Genomic DNA, 23,779 nt, shown 5'->3' on the forward strand with positions numbered 1-23,779 from the left:
AGCATTCTCAACGTACGCCGGCTGCAATCGATTTCGGTGACAAGTTCGCGCACGCACTTGATAACGTACGTGAGTCTGTCCGATCGCCGCGGAAGTCCTGTCTGCCAGGGTTGCGGGCTGTGCTTACCGGGGGATCGATGGCTCGACGAGGAACCTGTTCAGAGCTGTCACTTTTTTGTCGCGCCGATCCGCCCGGTCCGCGTGGGTGGTTCTGCGCTTGCATCCGGGGAATGTGCATCGGATGCATACCGCGGTGGTCGGCCATCGGTAATTCCGATGACGGAAGCCGGAGGCCAGGCGGTCGCGATGCCGTCGTGAACGCAATCGCCAGCGTAGTGGCCTAATAGTCCACCTGCGCTTTACCCATCGGTAACATCGTGATAGACGAATTTCACGAACAACGGGTCCTGATGGTCGTCAAAATTCCGTCAGAAAGTCCCAGGACCTGAGATTGTTCAGACCAATTCCCGGTGCTCCGACTCACAGCTTTGGGCGTGTTGCCCTTTCAAGGGCTAGCCTACCTGCTGGCTTCCTCATGCTGTTCCCGGGCGCCGTGTCGCCCGAATGAGCAGCCGTTTCCGGCTGCTTTCCCGGGAGGTTCGATGGAGCGTGAGTCGAATGTACGACCGAGACGATGGCGGCCGCGGGACTGGCCGGTCCGCGGCAAGCTCGCCGTGGTGCTCATCATGCCCGCGCTGGTCGCGATCGCATTGGGCACCTCGCGGGTCAGCGCGGAGCTCGACCGCGCCGCCCAGGCCGGTGTCCTACAGGACCGCAACGACCTGGTGGCGGCGAGCACCGCGCTGACCCACCAGCTGCAACGCGAGCGCGACCTGGCGACCAGGTATGTCGCGAGTGGCCGGACGACCGGCCGGGCCGAGCTGCTCGCCCAGCAGGCCGCGGTGGACCAGGCACTGCCGGACGTCCGGACCGGCCTGGCCACCCTCGGCGCGCAGGACGAGGGCAACCGGGGCCGGGCCGAAGAAGCCGCGCACCGGCTGGCCGGCCTGCCCGCGATCCGGAGCCGCGCGGACAGCCCGGCCGTGGGTGAGCGGTCACTGCAGGCCGCCTACACGGACGTGATCAGCGTGCTGCTGCCGTTGACCGGCACCGTGGCCCAGGCCACCGACGACACGTCCGTGCAACGCACCAGCGCCGCGTTGTCGGCCGTCGGGCGGGTGATCGAACAGGTCAAAGTGGAGCAGTCGGTGCTGCTGGGCGCCACCGGGAAAGCCCGGCTGGCGGCCGACGGCGCCGACGCGGTCCGGTTGGCGCAGGCGCGGGAACAGGGCTCGTTGGCCGACTTCGCCGCCACGGCAACAGCCGAACAGCGCAAGCTCTACAGCGACGTGGTGGACGGATCGGACACCGTGTTGCGCACCCAACTGATGACCACCGCCCTGAGCAGCCCGGACGGTTTCGGGATCGATCCGGCCGACTGGGACCAGGTGTCCCAGGCGGTCGCCGAACGCATGATCCGGTACGAGTCGGACCTGCTCGACGCCCAACACCAAGCGGCGCAACGGCTCGGCGACGAGGCCAAGACCAGCTCGCTGACCGACGCGGCGATGGTGATCGGCGCCCTGCTCGCGGCCTTCGCGGTCACCCTGTACCTGGCCAGCCTGCTGCTTCGTCCGTTGTGGATACTCCGCAGGCGGGCGCTGGAGGTGGCCGGGACCGAGCTGCCTGAAGCGATCCAGCGAATCGAGGAGGGCGGCGCGAGCGCGGCCGTCTCGGTGGCACCGGTGCCGGTGCGGTCCCAGGAGGAGATCGGAGACACGGCCCGCGCGTTCGACGCCGTGCACAGCGCGGCCGTCGAGCTGGCCACCAAACAGGCGTTGCTGCGGACCAACGTCAACGACATCTTCGTCAACCTGTCCCGGCGCACCCAGAACCTGGTGGAGCAGCAGCTGACGCTGATCGACCAGATGGAGGACGGCGAGCAGGAGCCGGCCGCGATGGACCGGCTGTTCCGGCTGGACCACCTGGCCACCCGGATGCGCCGCAACAGCGAGAACCTGCTGATCCTGGCGGGTGTCGGGCTGGGGCGGGGGTCGAGCGGGCCGGTCGGCGTGGCCGAGGTGCTGCGCGCGGCCGTGTCCGAGGTGGAGCAGTACCAGCGAGTCGTCATCCGGCAGGTGCCGCCGGTCGCCGTGCAGGGCACGGTCGCGCAGGACCTCGTGCACCTGTTGGCGGAACTGCTGGACAACGCGACCGTGTTCTCCCCGCCCGGGTCCGAAGTGGTCCTGGACGCCCGGCTGACCCCGTCGGACGAGCTGATCGTGGAGGTCGTCGACGAGGGCATCGGCGTGGCCGACGTGACCGGGATGAACCAGCGGCTGGCCGAGCCGCCCGAAGTGGACGCCGCGGTGTCCCGGCGGCTGGGGCTGTTCGTGGTGAGCCGCCTCGCCGCCCGGCACGGCGTCACGGTCCGGCTGGTGGACAACGCCGGCGGCATCAAGGGCACCACAGCACAGGTGCTGGTGCCCGCGCAGTCGCTCTCGTTGCACCGTAACGGTGTCCCGGTTGGACTGCCGCCGGCCGTGAACCTGCCGCGTCCGGCCGTCAACCTCGTCGAGACGATCCCACCGCCACCACCCCCGCCGCTGCCTGTGGCGCCGCCCGTTCCGCTGGAACCGGCGCTGATCTACGACGAGTTGGCGCCGGCCTGGTTCCGGGCGGCGGACCCGGACAGTCCGGTGTCCGACGAGTGGCAGTCGTCCCTGGACGACCTGTGGCGGCAGGCGGAGGGAACAGCCAGCCCGGAGCCGGACGGTCTGACCGAAGCCGGCCTGCCCCGGCGACGTCGGGGCGCGCAACTCCCACCTGGCCGCGCGGTCCGGGAGCACGCCAACGGATCGCCACCACCGTCCACACGGGACGCCACGGCGATGCACGAGACTCTGGCCCGCTACCAGGAGGGCCTGCGGCGCGCACGGGGCGCGTTCGAGCCGAGCGAGGACGCGCGATGACCCCGTTCACCGATTCCTGGGAGGCCGAGATCAACCGCCTGATCACGTCGTTCGTCGAGACCACGCCGGGGGTCGCGCACGCCGTGGTGGTCGCCGAGGACGGCCTGCTCCTGGGTTTCTCGGACCCGTTGTCGCACGACACGGCGGACCAGGCGGCCGCCATCGTCGGCGTGCTGCAGAGTGTCGCGCAGGGCGCCGCCCGGTTCTTCCACGGCGGACCGGTCACCCAGACGCTCGTCGACATGGCCGACGGCCGGTTGCTGCTCATGACGATCAGCGACGGCCTGTCGTTGGGCGTGTTCGCCACGCCGGACGCGGACGTCGGCTCCGCCGTCGAGGCGACCGCCGGGTTCGTCGAGCGGGCCGGCCGGATGCTCATCCCGGGGGTGGCCGATGGGTGACGTCTCCCGGAGTGTGCGGCCGTACGCGTGGACCCGCGGCCGGACGCGGTCCAACCATTCGCTCGCGGTGGAAACGCTGCTCCAGACCATTGATCCGGGCTGGCAGCTGGACGTCTCGGAGTACCGCGCGGTCGCCGCGCTGTGCCAGTCGCCGCAGTCCACCGCAGAGGTCGCCGCGTTGCTTGGGCTGCCGTTGAGTGTGGCCCGGGTGCTGTTGTCCGACATGGTCGACCTCGGCCTGCTCGCGGTGAACCAGCCGGCCGCCGGTGCCGGCGTGCCCGGCGTCGAAGTGATGGAAAGGGTCCTCAGTGGTCTACGGCGACTATGAGACCGGGGTGGCCCGCACCGCCACGAAGATCGTGATCGCCGGCGGGTTCGGCGCCGGCAAGACCACGTTCGTCGGGTCGTTGTCCGAGATCGAGCCGCTCACCACCGAGGCCGTGCTCACCGACACCGGCGCCGAGGTGGACCGGCTGGACCACGTGCGGGACAAGAAGACCACCACGGTGGCGATGGACTTCGGCCGGGTCACCATCGACGACTCGCTGGTCCTGTATCTGTTCGGCACGCCGGGCCAGAACAGGTTCTGGTTCATGTGGGACGACATCGTGGTGGGCGCGATCGGCGCGGTCGTCCTGGTGGACACCCGGCGGCTGGCCGACGGGTTCGCCGCGGTGGACTACTTCGAGGACCGCGGCCTGCCGTTCATGGTCGGTGTCAACTGCTTCAACGGCATCGCCAGCCACACCACCGACCAGGTGCGTGATGCCCTGCAGCTGCCCGCCGACGTGCCGGTGACCGCCTGCGACGCCCGTCGCCGCGAGTCCACCCGGACCATGCTGATCGAACTCGTCACGCACGCGCTTCGTAAGCGCCACAACAGAAACACCGCCACATCGGGAGTCGTGAGGCCATGAACCCCATCCATGAGATGCACCACTTCACCATGGGCTACTGGACGCTCGTGCTGGCGTACACCACGTCCGTGGTGGGGTCGTTGCTGGGCCTGTCCTGCATGGCGCGGGCCCGCGCGACGAGGGCGCCGCGAACCAAGGCGCTGTGGACCCTGCTGGGCGCGTTCGCCATCGGCGGCATCGGCATCTGGCTTATGCATTTCATCGCCATGCTCGGGTTTTCTGTATCCAGTATGCGGATCCGCTACTCGACGCCGATCACGGCACTGTCCGCGGTGGCGGCCGTGGCCGTGGTCGGGCTCGGCCTGTTCGTGGCGACGTGGGGCAGGTTCCGGGTGTGGCGGCTGACGGTCGGCGGGATCTTCACCGGCGTCGGCGTCGCGGCCATGCACTACCTCGGCATGTCCGCGATGCGGATGCAGGGCGAGGTCACCTACGACTCCGATCTCGTCCTGCTGTCCGTCGTCATCGCCATCGTCGCCGGCACGGCCGCGCTGTGGTTCACCATCGTCGTCCGCGGTGTCGGGGCCACGGTCCTGGCCGGTTTCGTAATGGGCGTCGCGGTCACCGGTATGCATTATACGGGCATGGCGGCGATGAACATGCGGATGGACCCGGGCCGCGCGACTCCACAAGGGACTGAGGTCTTCGGGCTGGTGTTCCCGGTGTTCCTGCTGGGCGGCCTGGTGATCGCCGTGCTGCTGTGGGCCTTGTTCACCACTCAGTCCCGTGTGGACGCCCTGAAGGTGGCGCGATGAGGATCCTGCTGCTGGCCTCCGGCTTCAACGGGCTCACCCAGCGGGTCTGGCTCGCGTTGCGGGCCGCCGGGCATGACGTGACCGTGGAGCTGTCGGTGACCCCGATGGGCGACGCGGTGGCGAAGGCCGACCCGGAGCTGATCATCTGTCCGTTCCTGCGCGAACGCGTCCCCGACGAGATCTGGCAGGAGCGGCGGACGATCATCATCCACCCCGGGCCGCCCGGCGACCGTGGACCATCCTCATTGGACTGGGCGATCACCGGATCGGCGCGGCTGTGGGGTGTCACCGCCCTGCAGGCCGTGGCCGAACTGGACGCGGGACCGATCTGGGGATCCCGGACCTTCACCGTTCCGGCAGACGTGCCGCGCAAGAGCGAGCTCTACGCCGGACCGGTCGCGGACGCCGCCGTGGAACTCGCCCTCGAAGTGGCCGCGAAGGCAGTGGATCCCGCGTTCGAGCCGGAACCGCTCGACTACGGCCGCCCGGAAGTCTGGGGCCGGCTGATGCCGACCATGCGCCAGTCCGACCGCGCGTTCAGCTGGTCCGACGACGCGGCGAACGTGCTGCGGCGGATCCGCGCGGCGGACGGCTCGCCCGGTGTCCGCGCCGAACTGGCCGGCGTCCCGGTGCACGTCTACGACGCCCACTTCGCGGACTCGTACCCCGGCGAGCCCGGCACCATCGTCGCCAAACGCCATGGCGCGCTGCTGGTCCGCACCGGCCGCGGCGCGCTGTGGATCGGCCACGTCAAGCGGGCCGGGTCGATCAAACTACCGGCCACGTTGGCACTTGCCGAGCACGTGGGGGGTGTGCCCGAACTGGTTGGTCCGGGCAACGCGGGCACCACCGTGCGCACCTACCCGGAGATCACGTACCGGCAGGACGGCCACATCGGCTGGCTGAGTTTCGACTTCTACAACGGCGCCATGTCCACCGACCACTGCCGGCGCCTGGCCGCCGCCGTCCGGCACGCCGCCGGCCAGGACACCCGGGCGCTGGTGATCCAGGGCGGCGAGGTGTTCTCCAACGGCATCCACCTCAACGTCATCGAGGCCGCACCCCGTCCCGCGCACGAGGCGTGGCACAACATCGTGGCGATGAACGAGGTGTGCGCGGAAATCCTGGGCTGCGTCCAACAAGTAGTGGTCGCGGCGCTCTGGGGCAACGCGGGCGCCGGCGGGGTGATGCTGGCCCTCGGCGCCGACCACGTCCTCGTTCGCGACGGCGTGGTGCTGAACCCGCACTACCGGACCATGGGCCTGTCCGGCTCGGAGTACTGGACGTACGTGCTGCCGCGGCGGGTCGGCCCGGCGGTCGCCGAACGCCTGACCGAGGAGTGCCTGCCACTCGGCTCAGGGGAAGCGGCAGCGCTCGGTCTCGCCGACGCGGTGCTACCCAGGGATCCCGTCGGGTTCCGTACCGCGTTGTCGGCGTACGTGGAGCAACTCGTCCCATACGCGGCCAACATGCAGTGGCTACGGGCCAAGCAAAGCCGGTTCGCAGTCGACGCGGACCGGAAACCGCTTGACGCGTACGGGTTCGAGGAACTGGCGGAGATGAGCCGGGACATCCACGACGACCGCAACGGCTTCGCCCAGGCCCGCCACGAGTTCGTGACGAAACAACGCCCCACGTCCACGCCGAGCCGCCTGGCCGGCCACCGCGCCTTGGCGCCTACGTGAGGTCGTCCGGGATCCAGCGGCCGGAGTCCCGCCACTGCACGGCTTCGTGGAAACCGTGCTCCGCGGCGAACTGTTGAAACCACCGGCCTTCGGGTGAGTGCCTGGCGATCCCGTCGAACAGGGTCCCCAGGATCTGGGTGCCGTGCAGGCCCATGTTGTCGTACGCCTGGTTGATCATCAGCTTCTGCATGGCGAGCTGGTTCAGCGGGACCCCGGCGATCCGGTCGGCCAACGCCTCGACCGCGCTGTCCAGCTCACCGGGCGGCACCGCTTCAACGACCAGACCCCACTCGGCGGCCTGCTTGCCGTCGATGGTGTCGCCGGTGAACAGCATCCGCTTGGCCCGTTCGGCACCCAACCGGTACACCCACATCGCCGTGGTCGGGCACCCCCACACCCGCGCCGGCATGTACCCGATCCTGGCGTCCTCGGCCATCACCACCATGTCGCAGCACAACGCGATGTCGCTGCCGCCCGCAACGGCGAACCCGTGCACCTTCGCGATGGTCGGCTTCAGCGACCGCCACAGCGACATGTAGTGGTCGGTGAACGACTTCACCAGCCGGTAGTCCTTGATCGGATCCCACACCTGCCCCTGCGTGCCGACCCCGTCCTCGGCACTGATCTTCAGGTCGTACCCGGAACAGAACGCCCGGCCGGCGCCCTGGAGCACGATCACGTGCACCTCGGGATCGTCGTTGGCCCGCTCGACCGCCGCCGCCAACTCGCGTGGCATCTCCAGGGAGATGGCGTTCAGCCGTTCCGGCCGGTTGAGCGTGATGTACGCCTTGCGATCACGTGCCTCGTACGAAATCGTCATGAAGTCGTCCTTTCGACGGGAACTGGTCACATGATCTCCATCTTCCGCCACTATGGGGTGGATGGAGACCAACGCTGAGGTGTACCCGTTCGGGCCGGCGGAGAGCCTGGTCCCGCATCCTCGTTATGCGGCGTTGCGCGCCGAGGCGGGACTGTGCCGTGTCCAGATGCCGTGGGGTGGTGAGGCGTGGCTGGCCACCCGGTATGACGACGTGCGCACGGTCCTGGGGGATCCGCGGTTCTCTCGGGCGTTGGCCGCTGGCCGGGAGGACACGCCGCGAGCCCGGCCGCTGATCGAGGACCCGCACATGATCCTCTCCATGGACCCACCGGATCACACGCGGTTGCGGCGGTTGGTGGCCAAGGCGTTCACGGCACGCAGGGTCGAAGAACTGCGTCCGCGCGTGCGCGCGATCGTCGGCGCCCTGCTTGGCGAGATGAAGGCGCCCGCGGATCTGGCCGCCGGGTTGGCCTGGCCGCTGCCGATGATCGTGATCTCGGAGATGCTCGGGGTCGACGAGGCCGACCGGGCGGACTTCCGGTCGTGGACGGAACAGACCCTCGCCCTGGGCACAGGGGAAGGCGCGCTGAGCCGGGAGCAGATCGTCGCCGCCCGCGGGCATCTCAACCGGTACCTGACCGGGCTGGTCGAGCTGCGCCGGGCCAAGCCGACCGGGGACCTGCTCTCCGACCTGGTCGCCGCGCGCGACGAAGGGGACCGGCTGTCCGAGGACGAACTGGTCCGGCTCGGGGTGACACTGTTGATCGCCGGGCACGAGACCACCGCCAACCAGATCGGCAACTTCGTCTGGGTCCTCCTGGACAACGACCGGGCCGGCTGGCGGCAACTGCTCGACCGGCCCGAGCTGGTGCCGACCGCGGTGGAGGAACTGCTGCGGTACGTGCCGATGGCGGCGAGCGCCGAGTTCGCCCGCGTCGCCAGGGAGGACGTCCAGCTGGGCGGGCAACTGGTCCGCGCGGGCGAAGCGGTGATGGCGCAGATGCACGCGGCCAACCGGGATCGCGCGGTGTTCCCGGATCCGGACACAGTGGACCTGGCCCGCGAACACAACCCGCACACCGCGTTCGGCCACGGCGTGCACCACTGTCTCGGCGCCCCCTTGGCCAGGCTGGAACTCCAGGTGGCACTGGAAGGACTGCTCGCCGAGATGCCCGGCCTGCGGCTGGTCGGCGAGGTGCGGTGGCGGGCAGATCGGCTTGTCCGTGGCGTCACGGCGCTGCCCGTCTCCTGGTGACGGTCACCGCACGGGCAGCCGGGCGCTGATCTTGCCGGCCGCCTCGTGCACCGCGGCGCCGAACGCGGCCTCGGAGTCCGTGGTGAGACGAGTGAGCGGGATGTTCACGCTCAGGCTGGCGATCGGCTGCTCCTCCCCGTTGAGCACGGCCGCGGCGACCGAGCCGACGTCGGTTCGCCATTCGCCGTGGTTGACGGCGAATCCCCGGTCACGGACCTTGGCGAGCTCGGCGCGCAGCTCGTCCGGGTCGGTGATCGTCGAGTCGGTGTAGCGCGGCAGCTCCTGGGCGAACAGCCGGCGGACGACCTCCGGTGTGCTGTGCGCCAGGACCGCTTTGCCGTTCGCGGACGCGTGCATGGGGAGCGCGTGCCCGAGCGCCATGCTGATCCGGACCGGTTTGGCCGTTTCCAGCCGTTCGATCAGCACCATCTTGTCGTCCTCGGGGATCGTCAGGTGGATCGTCTCCTCGGTCCGCCGGCGCAGCTCCTCCATGATCGGCACGGCCGCGTCGCGCAGGCCGAGATCACCGCCGGCGCGGCCGCCGACGGATAACGCTTTGGTGGTCATCACCCATCGGGTGACCTCGCCGGCGGCCGGCCGGATCCAGCCGGCCTCGTTCAACGTGACCAGGGCGCGTTGCACCGAACTCTTGGGCATCTCCAGTTCGCGGGCCAGTTCGCCGACGCCGACCGGCTGGCGGGCCGCGACCTCCTCCAGCACGCGCAGCGTGTTCAGGACGTTCTGCATGCCTTGACTCCTCCGAAGTGCGTACCTACCATCTGCGGACCTTTTCACGGCACATTGTTCCATCTCACGGCACAGAATGGAAACAGGAGCATTGACCACGCACAGTGGACGGCATTTCCTGCAGATCCCGGGGCCGACGAACGTCCCCGACCGGGTGCTGCGGGCCATCGCCCAACCCACCATCGACCACCGTGGGCCGCAGTTCGCCGAACTGACCCTTGACCTGCTGCGGCGGGTGAAGCCGGTGTTCGGCACGAACGGGCCCGTCGTCATCTACCCGTCGTCCGGCACCGGGGCCTGGGAGGCGGCGCTGGTGAACACCCTGTCGCCCGGCGAGAAGGTGCTGGCCTTCGAGACCGGCCACTTCGCCACCCTGTGGCGGGACATGGCGGACCGGCTCGGGCTGGCCGTCGAGTTCGTCCCCGGGGACTGGCGGCGGGGCGTCGACCCGGCGGCGGTGGCCGAACGGCTGGCCGCCGACAAGGAACACGGCATCGCCGCGGTGATGGTCGTGCACAACGAGACGTCGACCGGGGTCACCAGCCGGGTGCCCGAGATCCGGGCGGCCATCGACGCGGCCGGCCATCCGGCGCTGCTGTTCGTCGACACGATCTCGTCCCTCGGGTCGATCGACTACCGGCACGACGAGTGGGGTGTCGACGTCACGGTCGGCTGCTCACAGAAAGGCCTGATGCTGCCGCCGGGCCTCGGCTTCAACGCGGTCAGCGCGAAAGCGTTGCGCGCGGCCGAAAAGGCCCGGCTGGTCAAGTCCTACTGGGACTGGACGCCGATCCTGGAGGCCAACGAGAGCGGCAACTATCCGTACACGCCGGCGACCAACCTGCTGTACGGCCTCGGCGAGGCGCTGCGGATGCTCGACGAGGAAGGGCTGGCCAACGTCTTCGCGCGACACATCCGGCACGCCGAGGCGACCAGGGCCGCGGTCCGCGGATGGGGCCTGGAGATCCTGTGCGCCGACGACCGCGAGCACTCCCCGGTCCTCACCGCCGTGCTGCTGGGGGAGGAGCACGACGCGGACAAGATCCGCAGCATCATCCTCGAACGGTTCGACATGTCGCTGGGCGCCGGGTTGGGCAGGCTGACCGGACGGGTGTTCCGGATCGGCCACCTCGGTGACCTCAACGACCTGACGCTGGCGGGCACCCTCGCCGGTGTCCAAATGGGACTCGAACTGGCCGGGGTGGCCGTCGACCAGGCGGGCCTACCGGCCGCCCTGGAAGTACTGCGCGCTGGCTGAAACCGGCGATCTCCACGTCCAACGGGGGACACCTACAAGGAGGTAGGTCGGTGACCGAGCGCACGCCCAAGACCAGACGGTTAGCCGAGATGAAGCGATGGACCTACATTCTCCCGGTCATCGTCTTCATCTACGTCATCTGCTATATCGACCGCACGAACATCAGCTTCGCGTTGCCCCACCTGAAGACCGACATGGGCCTGAGCGGGGCGCAGCAGGGGCTGGCCAGCGGCATCTTCTTCTGGGGATACCTGCTGCTGCAGATCCCCGGCGGGTACATGGCCGAACGCTGGAGCGCGAAACGCTGGATCGCGATCCTGATGGTGCTGTGGAGCATCGCCGCGATGGCGTCCGGGTTCGTCAACACGTTCGGCGAACTCATCCTCGCCCGGTTCCTGCTCGGCGTGGCCGAAGGCGGCGTGCAACCCGCGCTGATGGCCACCATCCGGTGCTGGTTCCCGTTCGCCGAGCGCAGCCGCGCGTACGCGATCTTCAAGCTGTACACGCCGATCGCGGCCATCCTCGCGGCGCCGTTCTCCGGCCTGATCCTCACGTTCGCCGACTGGCGGTGGATGTTCATCATCCAGGGCGGCGGCCCGCTGGTCGTGGGCCTTATCGCCTGGCTGGTGGTCATGCGCGACACCCCGGCCAAGGCCGGCTGGCTGTCGGTGAACGAGCGGAACTTCATCGAGCGCTCCCGGCTGGAGGAAGGCGAACCGCTCAAACACCGCGGCACGTTCAAGGCCGCGTTCTCCAGCGGGATCGTGTGGCACTTCGCCCTCACGTACACGTTGACGCAGATGGGTCTGCTCGGCCTCACCCTGTGGCTGCCGAGCGTGCTCAAGAAGGCGTTCCACACCGACATGCAAGTCGGGTTCGTCGCGATCCTGCCGCAGATCGCCGCAGGCATCGCCATCATCCTCATTGGACGGTCTGCGGACCGGCGGGGCGGACACGTCGCCCATATGGTCGCGGTCCTCGTCGCCGGAGCTCTGATCCTTAGCGGCGCGAGTCTCATATCTCCGTCGCAGAAGTGGCTCGTCCTCGGGGCGTTGATCCTCGGCACGGCCGCGTCGATCGCTTGGTACGGACCGTTCTGGGCGACTGTCACGAAACTCGTGCCGTTGGCCGCCGCCGGCGCGGGAATGGGTTTGATCAACGGCGTCGGCAACCTGGGCAGTTTCATCGGACCGTACGTCGGCGGCTGGCTCACCGACCTCAGCGGCGGCGGATACGCGCTCACGCAAGCGTTCTTCGGACTGGTGTTCGCCCTGGCCGCACTGCTTGTCCTGCCGCTACGCAAGAAACTGCGTGCGGCGGCGAACGCCGAGCCCGTCAAGGCCGAACCCGTTCCGGCCGTCAAGGACTGAAAAGGACACCGATGACAGTCACCTCGACCGGACAGACCACAGCTGATCACCTTGCGCACAAACTGCGTGCCGTGCTGGCCGGCGAGGTGGCTTTCGACGACTACAGCCGGCACCTCTTCGCCCGTGACGCCAGTATGTACTCGATCACCCCGCTCGGTGTGGTGTATCCACGGCACGCCGAGGACGTCGCCGCCGCGGTGAAGATCGCGGCCGAACTCGGTGTGCCCGTCACGCCCCGCGGCGCCGGAACGAGCCTGGCCGGGCAGACCGTCGGGGCGGGCATCGTCCTCGACTTCTCCCGGCACATGCATCGGATCGTCTCGATCGACCCCGAGGCCCGCACGGCACTGGTCGAGGTCGGGGTCGTGCAGGACCAGCTCAACCAGGCGGCCGCGGCGCACGAGCTGATGTTCGGCCCGGACACGTCCACCAGCAACCGGGCCACGATCGGCGGGATGATCGGCAACAACTCGGCCGGCAGCGGGTCGCTCACGTTCGGGATGACCATCGATCACGTGCGGGCGCTGGACGTCGTGCTGTCGGACGGCTCGCGGGCCCGCCTGGAACCGGTCGACGAGTCGGAACGGGTTCGCCGGGCCGCCGCGCCGACCCTGGAAGGCAGGATCTACCGGGAGCTGCCGGACCTGGTCGTGGCGCACGAGAAGGCGATCGACGCGGGCATGCCGGCGTTCTGGCGCCGCGCCTGCGGCTACCGGTTGGACCGCCTGGTCGACTTCGGCCCATCGAATCCGTTCGACCTGGCGAAGTTCGTGGTCGGCGCGGAGGGGACGCTGGTGGTGGTCACGCACGCGCTGGTCGACCTTGTACCAAAGCCAGAGCATACTGTATACGCGGTCGGCCATTTCGAGACCACGCACGCCGCCATCTCCGCCACCGAGGACGCGTTGCGCTGCGATCCGAACCAGGTCGAGCTGATGGACCGGACGATCCTGGACCTGTCCCGTAAGAAGATCGAGTACGCCAACCTGGGCTCCATCCTGGTCGGCGACCCGGAGGCGTTGCTGTTCGTCTCGTTCAGCGGGGACGACGAAGCCGCGCTTGTCGCCAAACTCGACCTGCTCGACGAGGTCTGGCGGCGCGCCGGGCACGGCTACCACACGCTGCGCGCGGTGACCCCGGCCGATCAGGCAGCGTTGCTGAAGGTGCGTAAGTCGAGTCTGGGCCTGCTGATGGCGGCGGGGGAGGGCACGCGTCGCCCGTTGGCGTTCGTCGAGGACACTGCTGTGGACCCGGTGCATCTGGCCGAGTACACCAGGCGGTTCAAGGACATTCTCGACGCGCACGGTCTGGAAGCCGGCTTCTACGGCCACTGTTCGGTGGGATGCCTGCACATCCGGCCGTTCGTGGACCTGACAAAACCCGACGAGGTCGTCAAGATGCGGACGGTCGCCGAAGCGATCAAGGACCTGGTTCGAGAGTACGGCGGCGTGAACTCCAGCGAGCACGGCGACGGCCTGGCGCGCAGCGAGTTCAACCGGGAGATCTTCGGCGAGGAGCTGTACCACGCGATGTGCGAGGTGAAGCTGCTGTTCGACCCGGCGAACGTGATGAACCCGGGCAAGATCGTCAACGCTCCTTCGATGACGGAGAACCTGCGCGACCGCGACAGTTTGCCGCCCGCCCGGCCGATCAGGACCATGTTGCAGTTCGAGGTTGTCGGCGGCATGCGGGGCGCCGCGGACCGGTGCATGAACATCGGCCTGTGTCGCAAGTCGACGGCCGGCGTGATGTGCCCGTCCTACATCGCGACCCGGCAGGAGGAGCACTCGACCCGTGGCCGTGCCAACGCTTTGGTGAAGGCACTGTCCGAAGAGGACCCGCACGCCGCGCTCGGGAACGAGCGGTTGCACGAGGTCCTCGATCTCTGCTTGATGTGCAAGGCGTGCAAGAGCGAATGCCCGATGAGCGTGGACATGGCTTCGCTCAAGGCCGAGACACTCTCGCACCACCATGAGATCCACGGCGTGCCGCTGCGCTCGCGTCTCTTCGGCGCGATCCGGCGGCTCAACCGGCTGGGCTCGGCGACCGCGCCACTGTCCAATGTGCCCGGCCGGAGTCGCCTGCTGCGTAAGCTGATCGACCGTACCGTGGGGATCGCCGAGGCCCGGCCGCTGCCCACGTTCCACCGGCGCAACCTGGTGCGCTGGTTCCGCCGCCACCGCGCCGCGACCCCAGCCGGCCTCGGCACGGTGCGGTGGCTGGCGGACTCCTTCACCACGTACACCGAACCGCACATCGGCCAGGCCGCGATCGAGCTGCTGGAACGCGCCGGCTGGCAGGTGGAACTGCTCAGCGCCGGTTGTTGTGGCCGGTCGAGCCTGTCCAAGGGCCTGCTTGACGACGCCAAAGCCAAGGCCACGGCGTTGGTCACCGCGTTGGCCGCGCAGGACTCGCCGATCGTGGGGTGCGAGCCGTCCTGCCTGTTCACGTTGCGGGACGAGCATGTCGCTTTACTGCCGGACAATCCGGCCGTGCGTGAGGTCGCTTCGAGAGTCCGTCAGGTGGAGGAGATGCTCACCGAGGCGATCGACGCCGGCCGGCTGCGGTTGCGGGCCGACTCGTGGCTCGCCGGCCGACGCGTGGTGTATCACGGCCACTGCCACCAGAAGGCCGAGGTCGGCACGGCGGCCACAATGGCGTTGCTGCGCCGGATTCCTGGGGTCGAGGTCGTGGAGATCGACGCGGGCTGCTGCGGCATGGCGGGCTCGTTTGGCTTCGAGTCGGAACACTACGACGTCTCCATGACCGTGGGCCGGGACCGGTTGTTCCCCACGCTTGAGGCGGAACCGGAGGACACCGTGGTCGCGGCGACCGGAGTGTCCTGCCGTCAGCAGATCTTCCACGGCGTTGGCCGCAACGCCTGGCACCCGGTGGAGTTGGTCCGCGAAGCCTTGGAGGCGTGATGCGTATCGTCCGGTATGCGACTCGTGACGGCGCGCGTCGCGGTGTCCTTGTCGGTGACGTGGTCCATTCGGCCGCGCCGGACCTGTCGCCCGGGGCCGTGGTCGGCCGGCTGGACTCGGTCACCCTGCTCGCTCCGTGCTCGCCTCGGATGATCGTGTGCGCGGGCAGTAACTATGTGGGCCAGCTCGCTGAGAAGGGGCTGACGCGCCCGGAGCGGCCGATGTTGTTCCTCAAGGCTCCCAACGCCGTCACCGGCCCGGACACCGCTGTGCTGCGGCCGTCGGAGCTCCGCCGTCTGGAATACGAGGGGGAGCTGGCGGTGGTCATCGGTCGGACCGCCCGTGCCGTGCCTCCGGACCAGGTGGAGGACGTCATTCTGGGCTACACGTGCGCGAACGACGTCACGGCGGCCGACTGGCGGGCCGACGGCCAATGGGCGCGGGCGAAGAGCGCGGACACGTTCTGCCCGCTCGGGCCGTGGATCGAGACCGACGTCGGCGACCCACAGGAGCTGACGATCACCACCCGGCTGGAGGACCTGGTCGTGCAGCAGGCGCCCACCTCGGAGATGGTCTTCGGGGTCCGTGAGCTGGTCGCGTACGCCACTCGCTGGTTCACCCTGCAGGCCGGTGACGTCCTGCTCACCGGCAGCCCGGCCGGGGTCGGGCCGATCGTGCCGGGCGACATCGTCGAGGTCGAGATCTCCGGCATCGGGACATTGCGGAACACTGTGACCGCTAAGGAGTGATACGTTCCCGGCTTGTGACGTATCCACCGCCCCGGGGCCGCAGAACCGAGCTGATCGTCGGCTTCGGCGTCGCGGCGGTGATCCTGGTGGGTGTCCTGGTCTGGACCCTGGTGCCGGCCCTGCACCCCACCTCGTCCGTGCCCGGGACAGCCCTGGCGGGCGCGGCCCCACCCAAGACCGCCAGCAGTCAGCCCTCCGCCGGGGGAGGTCCGTGCGGGTACAGGCGTGCGGGAAAGGCGGCCCGGGAGGTGGGTCTGCCTGCCGCCACACCGCCCCAGCCCAGCGGGACCGTGCGGGTGACGCTGAAGACGAACCAAGGCGACATCCCCTTGGTCCTGGACCGGGGCAAAGCCCCATGCACCGTGCAGAACATACTGTTCCTGGCCGGGAAGAAGTACTTCGACGGAACGCAGTGTCACCGGTTGACCGCGGCTCAGAGCCTCAAAGTGCTGCAGTGCGGCGACCCGACCGGCACCGGGGCCGGCGGCCCCGGCTACAAGTTCAAGGACGAACTGCCCACCGGCCTCACGCCGGGCGCGGCCGGCGGTGTGATCTACCCCACCGCCACAGTCGCGATGGCCAACGCCGGCCCCGACACCAACGGCAGCCAGTTCTTCCTGGTCTACGGCGACTCGACGATCCCACCGAACTACTCCGTGTTCGGCACGGTCGACACAGCGGGGCTGGCCGTCATCAGCAAGATCGTCGCGGGCGGCATCAATCCATCCATGGGCCCGGAGGACGGCGCGCCGAAGACCCCGGTCACCATCCAGGGAACCGTCGCCGACGGGTGACAGTTGATTCATTCACGGCGGTTCCATCGTGTGGAGTATTGACGAACCACGTCTGTGTACTGAAAGGTAGATGGCTGCCGGGGTAGGGATTCGGGACGGGCTCTTGGAAAGCACCTTGCGTTGCACAATTCGGTGCGGCGCTGGACCACTCTGGGAGCTCAGAAGATGACGGCAGAATCGTTGAATGGTGCTGTCCGCAATTCGTCGATCAACCGAAGGCAAGCGCTACGCACCGGTTTACTCGCCGGTATCGGTGTGGCCGGGGTCGGATCCGGCCTGCTGAACACGGCACCAGCGGCATCCGCGGGTGTCGAGATCAAGGACCTGATCCCACAGACCAACTGGCGGTGGTGCCGCAAGTGCCAAGGCCACTTCTTTGGGGGCAGTGGTACGTTCGGCTTCTGTCCATTTGGCAACGCACATGACTCCACCGGCAGCGGCGACTACTATCTTTGGTATTCCGAAGATCCGCCTCGTTCCGACATGCAGCCCGGCTGGCGATGGTGCCGCAGATGTCAAAGTCTCTCCTACGCCGCCGTCGTCACCGGCCTGTGCCCCGGCTTCGGTCGGCATGACCTCGGTGGCAGCGGTAACTACCACGTGTTCCACGACGTGGGTGTCCTCAATCCCAACGAGCAGGACCAATGGAATTGGTGCCGAAAGTGCCAAGGCTTGTTCTATGGCCCCAACCAGAGCCGAAGTTGGTGCGCGGGTGGCAACCGCCACGACGGCACAGGCAGCGGCAACTACATGGTTCAGTACCTCTCTTCTCCGAAGTCCGGTGTTGAGGGACGTCAACCCGGTCGGGGCAGCTCTTTGATTTTGGGCTGAAGATTGTTCGCTCGCCGCTCGGGCAGGCCGCCAAGAGGGAGCCCCTTCGTTGGGTGTTGCTGGTTGGTTGGGTTGTGTGGCGTGGTGCCTCCCTCCCGTATGGCCTGCCCAAGGGAATCATATCCGCCACGTGATGTCCGGCTTGCGTTTCGGTCCGCATGGCTCCCGCTTGTTGTTGATTTCCGTAGGCGGACCGGATGGTTTTCGTGGGTTCGGACACCACGTGCCAGATATGATTGGCTTCGCCCAGGCCATACGGGAGGGAGTCACCACTTCGGCCGGGTTATGTTGCGCGAGCACGCGCTTTCTCCCACCGCCCATGGGTTTAGGCCGCGTGAGGAAGCGGTGCATGCAGTTCGTTACGTCTCGGTGTTCGAGACGCATCCACATAAACCGGCGGAACAAACCACGGTCTCCCGTCAACCATTTCAATCGACCAGTCACTATGGTGCACTAGCCGATGATGCCCCGGACACAACAACGCCAAATTATCCAGCTTTGTCGGCCCTCCATCCGCCCAATGAACCACGTGGTGAGAATCGCATACACTGCCCGGTCGTTCACACGCGGGAAACGCACATCCTCGATCCCGCAAATACAGTCCGCGCCGGATGTGAGCTGGTGTGGCGTAGGCGGGGACTGCCACATCCAGCGGTTGCGAGTCACCGCCCAACACTGCGGGCAGAATGTGCGCGTCGCATGCCATCCTGCGGGCTTCGCGGGCGGTCATTCGCCGGTCGCCCGACAACACCACCTCCTCCAGCGACCGCTGCAACCCCTCCCACCCGATAGTCACCGCGACCTCGGTCCGCGCGCCGTTCTGGGCGGGCAGGTCCGGACAGTTGGCCGCCATCCGCAACACATCCGCGAACGCATCCCCGGCCCGCTCGGCATACCCACGAGTGTCGTTACCCTCTGGGTACGGTTTCTCGAACGGCTTGAGCAGATTCTCGAACAACTGGGCGGATTCGAGGTCGAGGTGGCCTTTGAACTCCATTGTTCCGTCCCGCCGGACCTGCCGCCGCAACATCCGCGCCGGCCGCGAAGGCTCATCGTCGGGTGGTGGTGGCCCGTCCGGGTCGACAATGTCGCGCACCCGCTCACCGAACCGGGTCAACGCCCTCGGGTCATCCTCAGCGGCACGGGTGAGCATCACCCGCTCAGCCGTGGCCCGCTGCTCGGCATCCAGATCCGGCAGACCCGCCAGCGTCTTGCGAATGACATCGACCTGCTCGGGGCCGACGTCACCCTGTGCGAGTGCTTCGGCGGTCTGCGGCAACACCGGCTCGACCACCGACCCCGTCGGAGTCGTCACCGCATGCAGGTCCGTGGCGTGAGCGAGCCGGTGTCGAGCCTCAGTGCGACTGAACCGCACGGTGTGCATCAACAACGCAGGGGTATTGGAATAGCCGAGTTTGGTAGCAGTCCCGCGACTGTCCATCTCAGCCAACAGACGGAGCTCCTCGGCATAGAGTTGCCGGCGGTGTCGTACCACAGCAGAATGGGCATCGACCAGCTCACTATCACTGATCTGCCATAGCGGCGCTGCGGTACTCATACAACAATTCTACCGAATGAATGACGTGACGTATGCGGTATTTCACTGTCGGCGAACAAGCGGGAAAGGCGCGTGCTCGCGCAGCATAACCCGGCTGAAGTGGTGACTCCCTCCCGTATGGCCTGGGCGAAGCCAATCATATCTGGCACGTGGTGTCCGAACCCACGAAAACCATCCGGTCCGCCTACGGAAATCAACAACAAGCGGGAGCCATGCGGACCGAAACGCAAGCCGGACATCACGTGGCGGATATGATTCCCTTGGGCAGGCCATACGGGAGGGAGGCACCACGCCACACAACCCAACCAACCAGCAACACCCAACGAAGGGGCTCCCTCTTGGCGGCCTGCCCGAGCGGCGAGCGAAAATCTTTTCACACCGAGCGACAATCTTTTCACCCCCTGTATCCAACGAGCTGAGGACCCCGAGTCGGTCAAGCCCGCGGCGCGAGGAGGCGTTGCCGCGGACATGGTCCGCAAGTTGGTGGGAACTCTTTGGGTGCTGTGGCCGACCACATCGTCATGCACTGCATGATCGACAGAGTCAGTGTCCTGTGTGGGGTTGGGGGGTACGTTCCGAGTTCGGTGGTGACGAACGCCGACCTGGCCGGGCGGTTCGACACTTCGGATGAGTGGATTCGGTCACGTACCGGCATTCGGCAGCGGCACGTGGTGCGGACGGGGGAGTCCACGGGGGATCTCGCGGTCCAGGCGGGCGCCGCGGCGTTGAAGAACGCTGGCGTGGACTCGGTGGATCTGGTGGTGTTGGCCACAACCACGCCGGATCACCCGTGTCCGGCGACCGCGCCGGCTGTCGCACGCGGGCTTGGACTGGACCATGTGGCCGCGTTCGACTTGGGCGCGGTGTGTACGGGCTTTGTGTACGGGTTGGCCGCGGTGGCCGGGTTCATCGCTGCTGGGTTGGCCGAACGGGTGTTGTTGATCGGCGCGGACACGTTCTCCACGATTCTCGACCCGGCCGATCGTGGTGCGGCGGCGGTGTTCGGGGACGGTGCCGGCGCGGTGGTGCTGCGTCGTGGTGATGCCGGTGAGTTGGGCGCGTTGCTGGCGTTCGACTTGGGCAGCGACGGGGACTTCGTCGACCTGATCACGGTCCGCGCAGGCGGCTCCAAACACCCGCTGACAGCCGGGCAGGTGCCCGACGACCACTGGTTCTCCATGCAGGGCAAGGCGGTGTACCGGCACGCTGTACGCCGGATGGCCGCGTCGGCCCAGGATGTGCTGCGGCAGGTGGGGTGGCGGGCGCAGGACGTGGACTGGTTTGTCGGGCACCAGGCCAACCAGCGGATCCTGCACGCCGTCGGGGACCAGGTGGGGATCGCGCCCGAGCGGGTGTTCGTCAACATCGACCAGGTCGGCAACACCGTCGCCGCCTCGATTCCGCTCGCCCTGACAGACGCGACCGGCGTGCTCCGGCCGGGCGACAAGGTGCTGCTCACGGCGTTCGGCGGCGGGATCACTTGGGGCTCCGCCGCCCTCATCTGGCCCGCTTTACCGGACTAGGAAAGGAATGCGCATTGGCCGAAGAACGGGTACGTGCGGTGGTCGTCGAATTCGTTCGCGGAGTCGACGGCGTGTCCGGGCAGGTTTCGGGCGCGGCGAGTTTCGACGAACTCGGCGTCGACTCGATGAGCACGATGGACCTGTTGGACAAGGTCGAACGGGAGTTCGGTGTGGCGATACCGGACGAGGCGCTGCCGCTGATCGTCACCATCCAGGATCTGGTCGATTTCGTTGTGTCCGCGAAACAGAAACAGGGGGTCAACCCGTGAACATCACTCCGCAGACCACAGGCAAGTTCGGCGTCGTCGTCGACGGTTTCGACGCGGCCACCGCGTCGGCCGCCGATATCGCGGCCCTGAAGCACGCGGTGTACACCGATAAGATCGCCGTTCTCAAAGATCAGGACTTAGACCCGAAGGCCTTTCTGGCGCTGGGCAGCCGGTTGGGCACGCCGGAGACGTACTACGAGCCGATCTACCACCACCCGGAGGTGAAGGAGGTCTTCGTCTCGTCCAACGTCGAGCAGGACGGGAAACAGGTCGGGGTGCCGAAGACCGGGAAGTTCTGGCACTCGGACTACCAGTTCATGCCGCGACCGTTCGACCTCACACTCATTTACCCGCAGGTCGTCCCGACGAAGAACCGGGGCACGTTCTTCATCAACCTGTGCGCGGCCTACGAGGCGTTGAGCGACGAACTTAAGGCAGCGGTGCAGGACACCGTTGCGTGGCACAGTGTTCGCCGCTATTTCAAAATCCGGCCGACCGACGTGTACCGGCCGATCTCCGAGGTGCTGGACGAGGTCGACGAGCGCACGCCGCCGGTGTCGTTCCCCACCGCCCACCGGCACCGGTTCACCGACGAGACTGTGCTGTACCTCAGCGAGGGCTTCACGTTGTCCATCAAGGACAGTGACGGCCGGGAACAGCCCGAGTTGCTGCGGGAGTTGCTGGCGGCGACCGGACAGCTGGACAAGGGGTTCGAACACGAGCACATCCACCTGCAGACGTTCGAGAAGGGCGACCTGCTGGTCTGGGACAACCGCAGCCTGGTGCACCGCGCACTGCACACCGCGACGACGGAACCCGCGGTGTCCTACCGTGTCACGGTCTACGACGACGAGGCCGCCGCGTGACGGTCAGTTACGCCACTGACTTCGACCTGCTCGGCCAAGTGCTGGAATGCTACAAGCCGCACTGCCGTTACCTGAAGACCATGGCTGTGTCCCTTGTGGATGGTCAGGTGTCGGGTACGGCCGAGCTGGCCATCGGCGAGTCGTGCTACATCGAGGACACCGGACACCTGAACGCGGTGGAGGTGAACATCGCGTACAACCAGATGCTGTACTACGTCGTCGCCATGGCCGTACGGGAGAAGATGGCGCCGGTGGTCTCGACCTGGACGATGGCCGAGTACTGGCGTCGCCGGCTGCCGGACATCCTGATCACGAGGCTGGTCAGCCGGTTCCAGTGGCCGGTCGACCCGCGTGCGTTCCAAGGTGAGTTCACGCTCACTAACATCAGTCAACGCCGGCTCACCCCCAGCAGCCCGCCGCTGGTCGCACTGGACACCGCGTTCCGTTTCTGGGACGACCGCCGCGGCCGGTCCGACGGCGAGGTCACCGTCGCGATCATCGGCTCATGAAAGAGGGATCGCCTGTGCTGTACTACCCGAACCTGCGGACCGTCGCCGCGGTGGTGGAGTTCCACGCCGCGAAGCAGCCCGACACTCCCGCGATCGTCTGCTCCGGCCGGTCGCTGACGTACGCCGAACTGGACCGGGAGAGCACCCGGGTGGCCCACGCGATCGTCGCGGCCGGGTTGCGTCCGGGCGCGCGGGTGGCGTATCTCGGCAAGGAATCCGAGCACTACTACGAAATCCTCTTCGGTGCCGCCAAAAGTGCCACTGTGTTGGTGCCGGTCAACTGGCGGCTCACGGCCGGCGAAGTGGATCACATCCTGCGCGACTCGGGCACCGAGTTGCTGTTCGTCGAGCATGCCCTGCTCGACGTCGCCGAGAAGATCCGTGCCGACCTACCGAAGCTTGGCACCATCGTCGAATTGGATAAGCACTACGCGGACTGGAAGGCCGACCAGCCGGACGTCAAGTTGGCGCCGGACACCGGTCCGGACGATCCGATCGTACAGCTCTACACCAGCGGCACCACCGGCCTGCCCAAGGGTGTCGTCCTGGCCCATCGGAGTTTCTTCGCCATCCGCGACGGTCTGGCCGGCGCCGGGCTGGACTGGATCGACTGGCGGGCCGGCGACCGCAGCCTGATCGGCATCCCCGGGTTCCACGTCGGCGGGATCTGGTGGGCGATGCAGGGGTTCAACGCCGGCATCACGAACGTGGCCATGCCGCGTTTCGACAGCACGGCGGCGGTCGGGCTGATCCGTGAGCTCGGCGTCACCACGGTGTGTGTCGTACCGTCGATGCTTCGGCTGCTGCTGGCCGAACCTGGTGTCGGGCCGGCGGACTTCGCGACCGTCCGCAAGATCGTCTACGGCGGCTCCCCGATCGCGGAGACGTTGCTGAAAGAGGCGATCGACGTGTGCGGCGCGCGGTTCGCCCAGATCTACGGCCTGACCGAGACCGGCAACACGGCCGTGTGCCTGCCGCCCGACGACCACACGCCGGGCAGTCCACGGTTGCGGGCCGCCGGCCGGCCCTATCCCGGGGTCCAGGTCAAGATCATCGACAACGCGGGTGCCGAACTGCCGGCCGGCCAGGTCGGCGAGGTGTGCCTGCACAGCCCGGCGCGGATGCTGGAGTACTGGGGAAACGCCACGGCCACCGCGCAGACCCTGGTGGACGGCTGGATCCACACCGGCGACGCGGGATATCTGGACGACGACGGTTACGTGTACATCAGCGACCGGCTCAAGGACATGATCATCGTCGCCGGGGAGAAGATCTACCCGACCGAGATCGAGAACGCGCTGACCAAACATCCCGCGGTCGCCGAGGCGGCGGTGATCGGCATCCCGGACGACCGGTTCGGCGAGGCCGTGTGCGCGTTCGTCGCTCTGCGGCCGGACCAGCAGACGGGGCGACGGGACCTGATGGTGTTCCTGCGGGATCACCTGGCCGCGTTCAAGATCCCGGCCAGGTTCGAGTTCCTCGAGCACGTGCCGCGCAACCCCAGCGGGAAGATCCTGCGCCGGGAGCTGCGTGACCGGTTCTGGCGCGACCGCGACCGTCAGGTCAACTAGGAGGA

General features: G+C 67.7%; 21 protein-coding genes. 18 read left to right on the forward strand and 3 right to left on the reverse strand.

Annotation, left to right across the window (positions count from 1 at the left end):
- Positions 1-602: 602 nt before the first annotated feature.
- Genes EV192_RS15375 through EV192_RS15400 form a run of 6 tightly spaced genes read left to right on the forward strand, consistent with a single transcriptional unit; the run spans position 603 to position 6,730 of the window.
- The gene (locus EV192_RS15375) at positions 603-2,972 is read left to right on the forward strand and encodes a sensor histidine kinase (protein WP_132115759.1); all 2,370 of its coding nucleotides are present in this window, start codon (positions 603-605) and stop codon (positions 2,970-2,972) included.
- A complete protein-coding gene (locus EV192_RS15380) occupies positions 2,969-3,373 on the forward strand; it encodes a roadblock/LC7 domain-containing protein (protein WP_207926063.1) in 405 nt (134 codons plus the stop codon). The genes EV192_RS15375 and EV192_RS15380 overlap by 4 nt, the downstream gene beginning before the upstream one ends.
- Complete coding sequence (locus EV192_RS15385; protein WP_132115761.1) at positions 3,366-3,701, forward strand: DUF742 domain-containing protein; 336 nt, start codon at positions 3,366-3,368, stop codon at positions 3,699-3,701. The genes EV192_RS15380 and EV192_RS15385 overlap by 8 nt, the downstream gene beginning before the upstream one ends.
- Positions 3,682-4,290, forward strand: coding sequence for a GTP-binding protein (locus EV192_RS15390; RefSeq protein WP_132115763.1), 609 nt, complete (start codon positions 3,682-3,684; stop codon positions 4,288-4,290). Before EV192_RS15385 ends, EV192_RS15390 begins: the two co-directional genes overlap by 20 nt.
- The gene (locus tag EV192_RS15395) at positions 4,287-5,045 is read left to right on the forward strand and encodes an MHYT domain-containing protein (RefSeq protein WP_243726858.1); all 759 of its coding nucleotides are present in this window, start codon (positions 4,287-4,289) and stop codon (positions 5,043-5,045) included. The genes EV192_RS15390 and EV192_RS15395 overlap by 4 nt, the downstream gene beginning before the upstream one ends.
- Positions 5,042-6,730 carry a hydrogenase maturation protein gene (locus tag EV192_RS15400; protein ID WP_132115765.1) on the forward strand — a complete coding sequence of 563 codons (1,689 nt, stop codon included), beginning with the start codon at positions 5,042-5,044 and terminating at the stop codon, positions 6,728-6,730. Before EV192_RS15395 ends, EV192_RS15400 begins: the two co-directional genes overlap by 4 nt.
- On the opposite strand, the gene EV192_RS15405 is transcribed toward EV192_RS15400, so the two are convergent.
- Positions 6,723-7,622 (reverse strand): crotonase/enoyl-CoA hydratase family protein, encoded by a 900-nt coding sequence (locus tag EV192_RS15405; RefSeq protein ID WP_424923358.1) that lies wholly within the window; start codon positions 7,620-7,622, stop codon positions 6,723-6,725. The two genes, EV192_RS15400 and EV192_RS15405, sit on opposite strands and share 8 nt — an antisense overlap.
- Here EV192_RS15405 and EV192_RS15410 point away from each other — a divergent pair.
- Entirely contained in the window at positions 7,603-8,805 is a 1,203-nt protein-coding gene (locus tag EV192_RS15410) for a cytochrome P450 (protein ID WP_481728917.1), read from the forward strand. The genes EV192_RS15405 and EV192_RS15410 overlap by 20 nt on opposite strands.
- A 3-nt stretch (positions 8,806-8,808) precedes the next feature.
- On the opposite strand, the gene EV192_RS15415 is transcribed toward EV192_RS15410, so the two are convergent.
- Entirely contained in the window at positions 8,809-9,552 is a 744-nt protein-coding gene (locus tag EV192_RS15415) for an IclR family transcriptional regulator (protein WP_132115771.1), read from the reverse strand.
- 91 nt (positions 9,553-9,643) lie between these two features.
- On the opposite strand from EV192_RS15415, the gene EV192_RS15420 reads away from it, so the two are divergent.
- The 6 genes from EV192_RS15420 (at position 9,644) to EV192_RS15445 (ending at position 17,478) form a co-directional block, all read left to right on the forward strand.
- Entirely contained in the window at positions 9,644-10,810 is a 1,167-nt protein-coding gene (locus EV192_RS15420; protein WP_207926064.1) for a pyridoxal-phosphate-dependent aminotransferase family protein, read from the forward strand.
- Positions 10,811-10,860: 50 nt separating this feature from the next.
- Entirely contained in the window at positions 10,861-12,180 is a 1,320-nt protein-coding gene (locus tag EV192_RS15425) for an MFS transporter (protein ID WP_132115775.1), read from the forward strand.
- A gap of 11 nt (positions 12,181-12,191) precedes the next feature.
- The gene (locus tag EV192_RS15430) at positions 12,192-15,104 is read left to right on the forward strand and encodes an FAD-binding and (Fe-S)-binding domain-containing protein (RefSeq protein WP_132115777.1); all 2,913 of its coding nucleotides are present in this window, start codon (positions 12,192-12,194) and stop codon (positions 15,102-15,104) included.
- Positions 15,104-15,853 carry a fumarylacetoacetate hydrolase family protein gene (locus EV192_RS15435; protein WP_132115779.1) on the forward strand — a complete coding sequence of 250 codons (750 nt, stop codon included), beginning with the start codon at positions 15,104-15,106 and terminating at the stop codon, positions 15,851-15,853. The genes EV192_RS15430 and EV192_RS15435 overlap by 1 nt, the downstream gene beginning before the upstream one ends.
- Before the next feature lie 14 nt (positions 15,854-15,867).
- The gene (locus tag EV192_RS15440; protein ID WP_243726859.1) at positions 15,868-16,647 is read left to right on the forward strand and encodes a peptidylprolyl isomerase; all 780 of its coding nucleotides are present in this window, start codon (positions 15,868-15,870) and stop codon (positions 16,645-16,647) included.
- 165 nt (positions 16,648-16,812) lie between these two features.
- Positions 16,813-17,478 (forward strand): hypothetical protein, encoded by a 666-nt coding sequence (locus EV192_RS15445; RefSeq protein ID WP_132115781.1) that lies wholly within the window; start codon positions 16,813-16,815, stop codon positions 17,476-17,478.
- A 325-nt stretch (positions 17,479-17,803) separates the two neighbouring features.
- On the opposite strand, the gene EV192_RS15450 is transcribed toward EV192_RS15445, so the two are convergent.
- A complete protein-coding gene (locus EV192_RS15450; RefSeq protein WP_132115783.1) occupies positions 17,804-19,036 on the reverse strand; it encodes an HNH endonuclease signature motif containing protein in 1,233 nt (410 codons plus the stop codon).
- Between the two features lie 530 nt (positions 19,037-19,566).
- Here EV192_RS15450 and EV192_RS15455 point away from each other — a divergent pair.
- From EV192_RS15455 to EV192_RS15475, 5 genes are read left to right on the forward strand one after another with little or no spacing between them, the layout of a single operon-like run.
- The gene (locus tag EV192_RS15455; RefSeq protein WP_207926065.1) at positions 19,567-20,559 is read left to right on the forward strand and encodes a beta-ketoacyl-ACP synthase III; all 993 of its coding nucleotides are present in this window, start codon (positions 19,567-19,569) and stop codon (positions 20,557-20,559) included.
- A 14-nt stretch (positions 20,560-20,573) separates the two neighbouring features.
- Positions 20,574-20,828, forward strand: coding sequence for an acyl carrier protein (locus EV192_RS15460; protein WP_132115784.1), 255 nt, complete (start codon positions 20,574-20,576; stop codon positions 20,826-20,828).
- Positions 20,825-21,694 (forward strand): (3R)-3-[(carboxymethyl)amino]fatty acid oxygenase/decarboxylase, encoded by an 870-nt coding sequence (scoE, locus tag EV192_RS15465; protein WP_132115786.1) that lies wholly within the window; start codon positions 20,825-20,827, stop codon positions 21,692-21,694. The genes EV192_RS15460 and scoE overlap by 4 nt, the downstream gene beginning before the upstream one ends.
- Positions 21,691-22,203, forward strand: a complete 513-nt coding sequence (locus EV192_RS15470) for an FcoT family thioesterase (protein ID WP_207926066.1) — start codon at positions 21,691-21,693, stop codon at positions 22,201-22,203. The genes scoE and EV192_RS15470 overlap by 4 nt, the downstream gene beginning before the upstream one ends.
- Positions 22,200-23,774: a long-chain-fatty-acid--CoA ligase gene (locus EV192_RS15475; protein ID WP_132115788.1), complete on the forward strand. Its 1,575-nt coding sequence runs from the start codon at positions 22,200-22,202 to the stop codon at positions 23,772-23,774. The genes EV192_RS15470 and EV192_RS15475 overlap by 4 nt, the downstream gene beginning before the upstream one ends.
- The last annotated feature ends 5 nt before the right edge of the window (positions 23,775-23,779 follow it).

Origin of the sequence: Actinocrispum wychmicini, assembly GCF_004345645.1 — a bacterium.
Lineage (GTDB): Bacteria > Actinomycetota > Actinomycetes > Mycobacteriales > Pseudonocardiaceae > Kibdelosporangium > Kibdelosporangium wychmicini.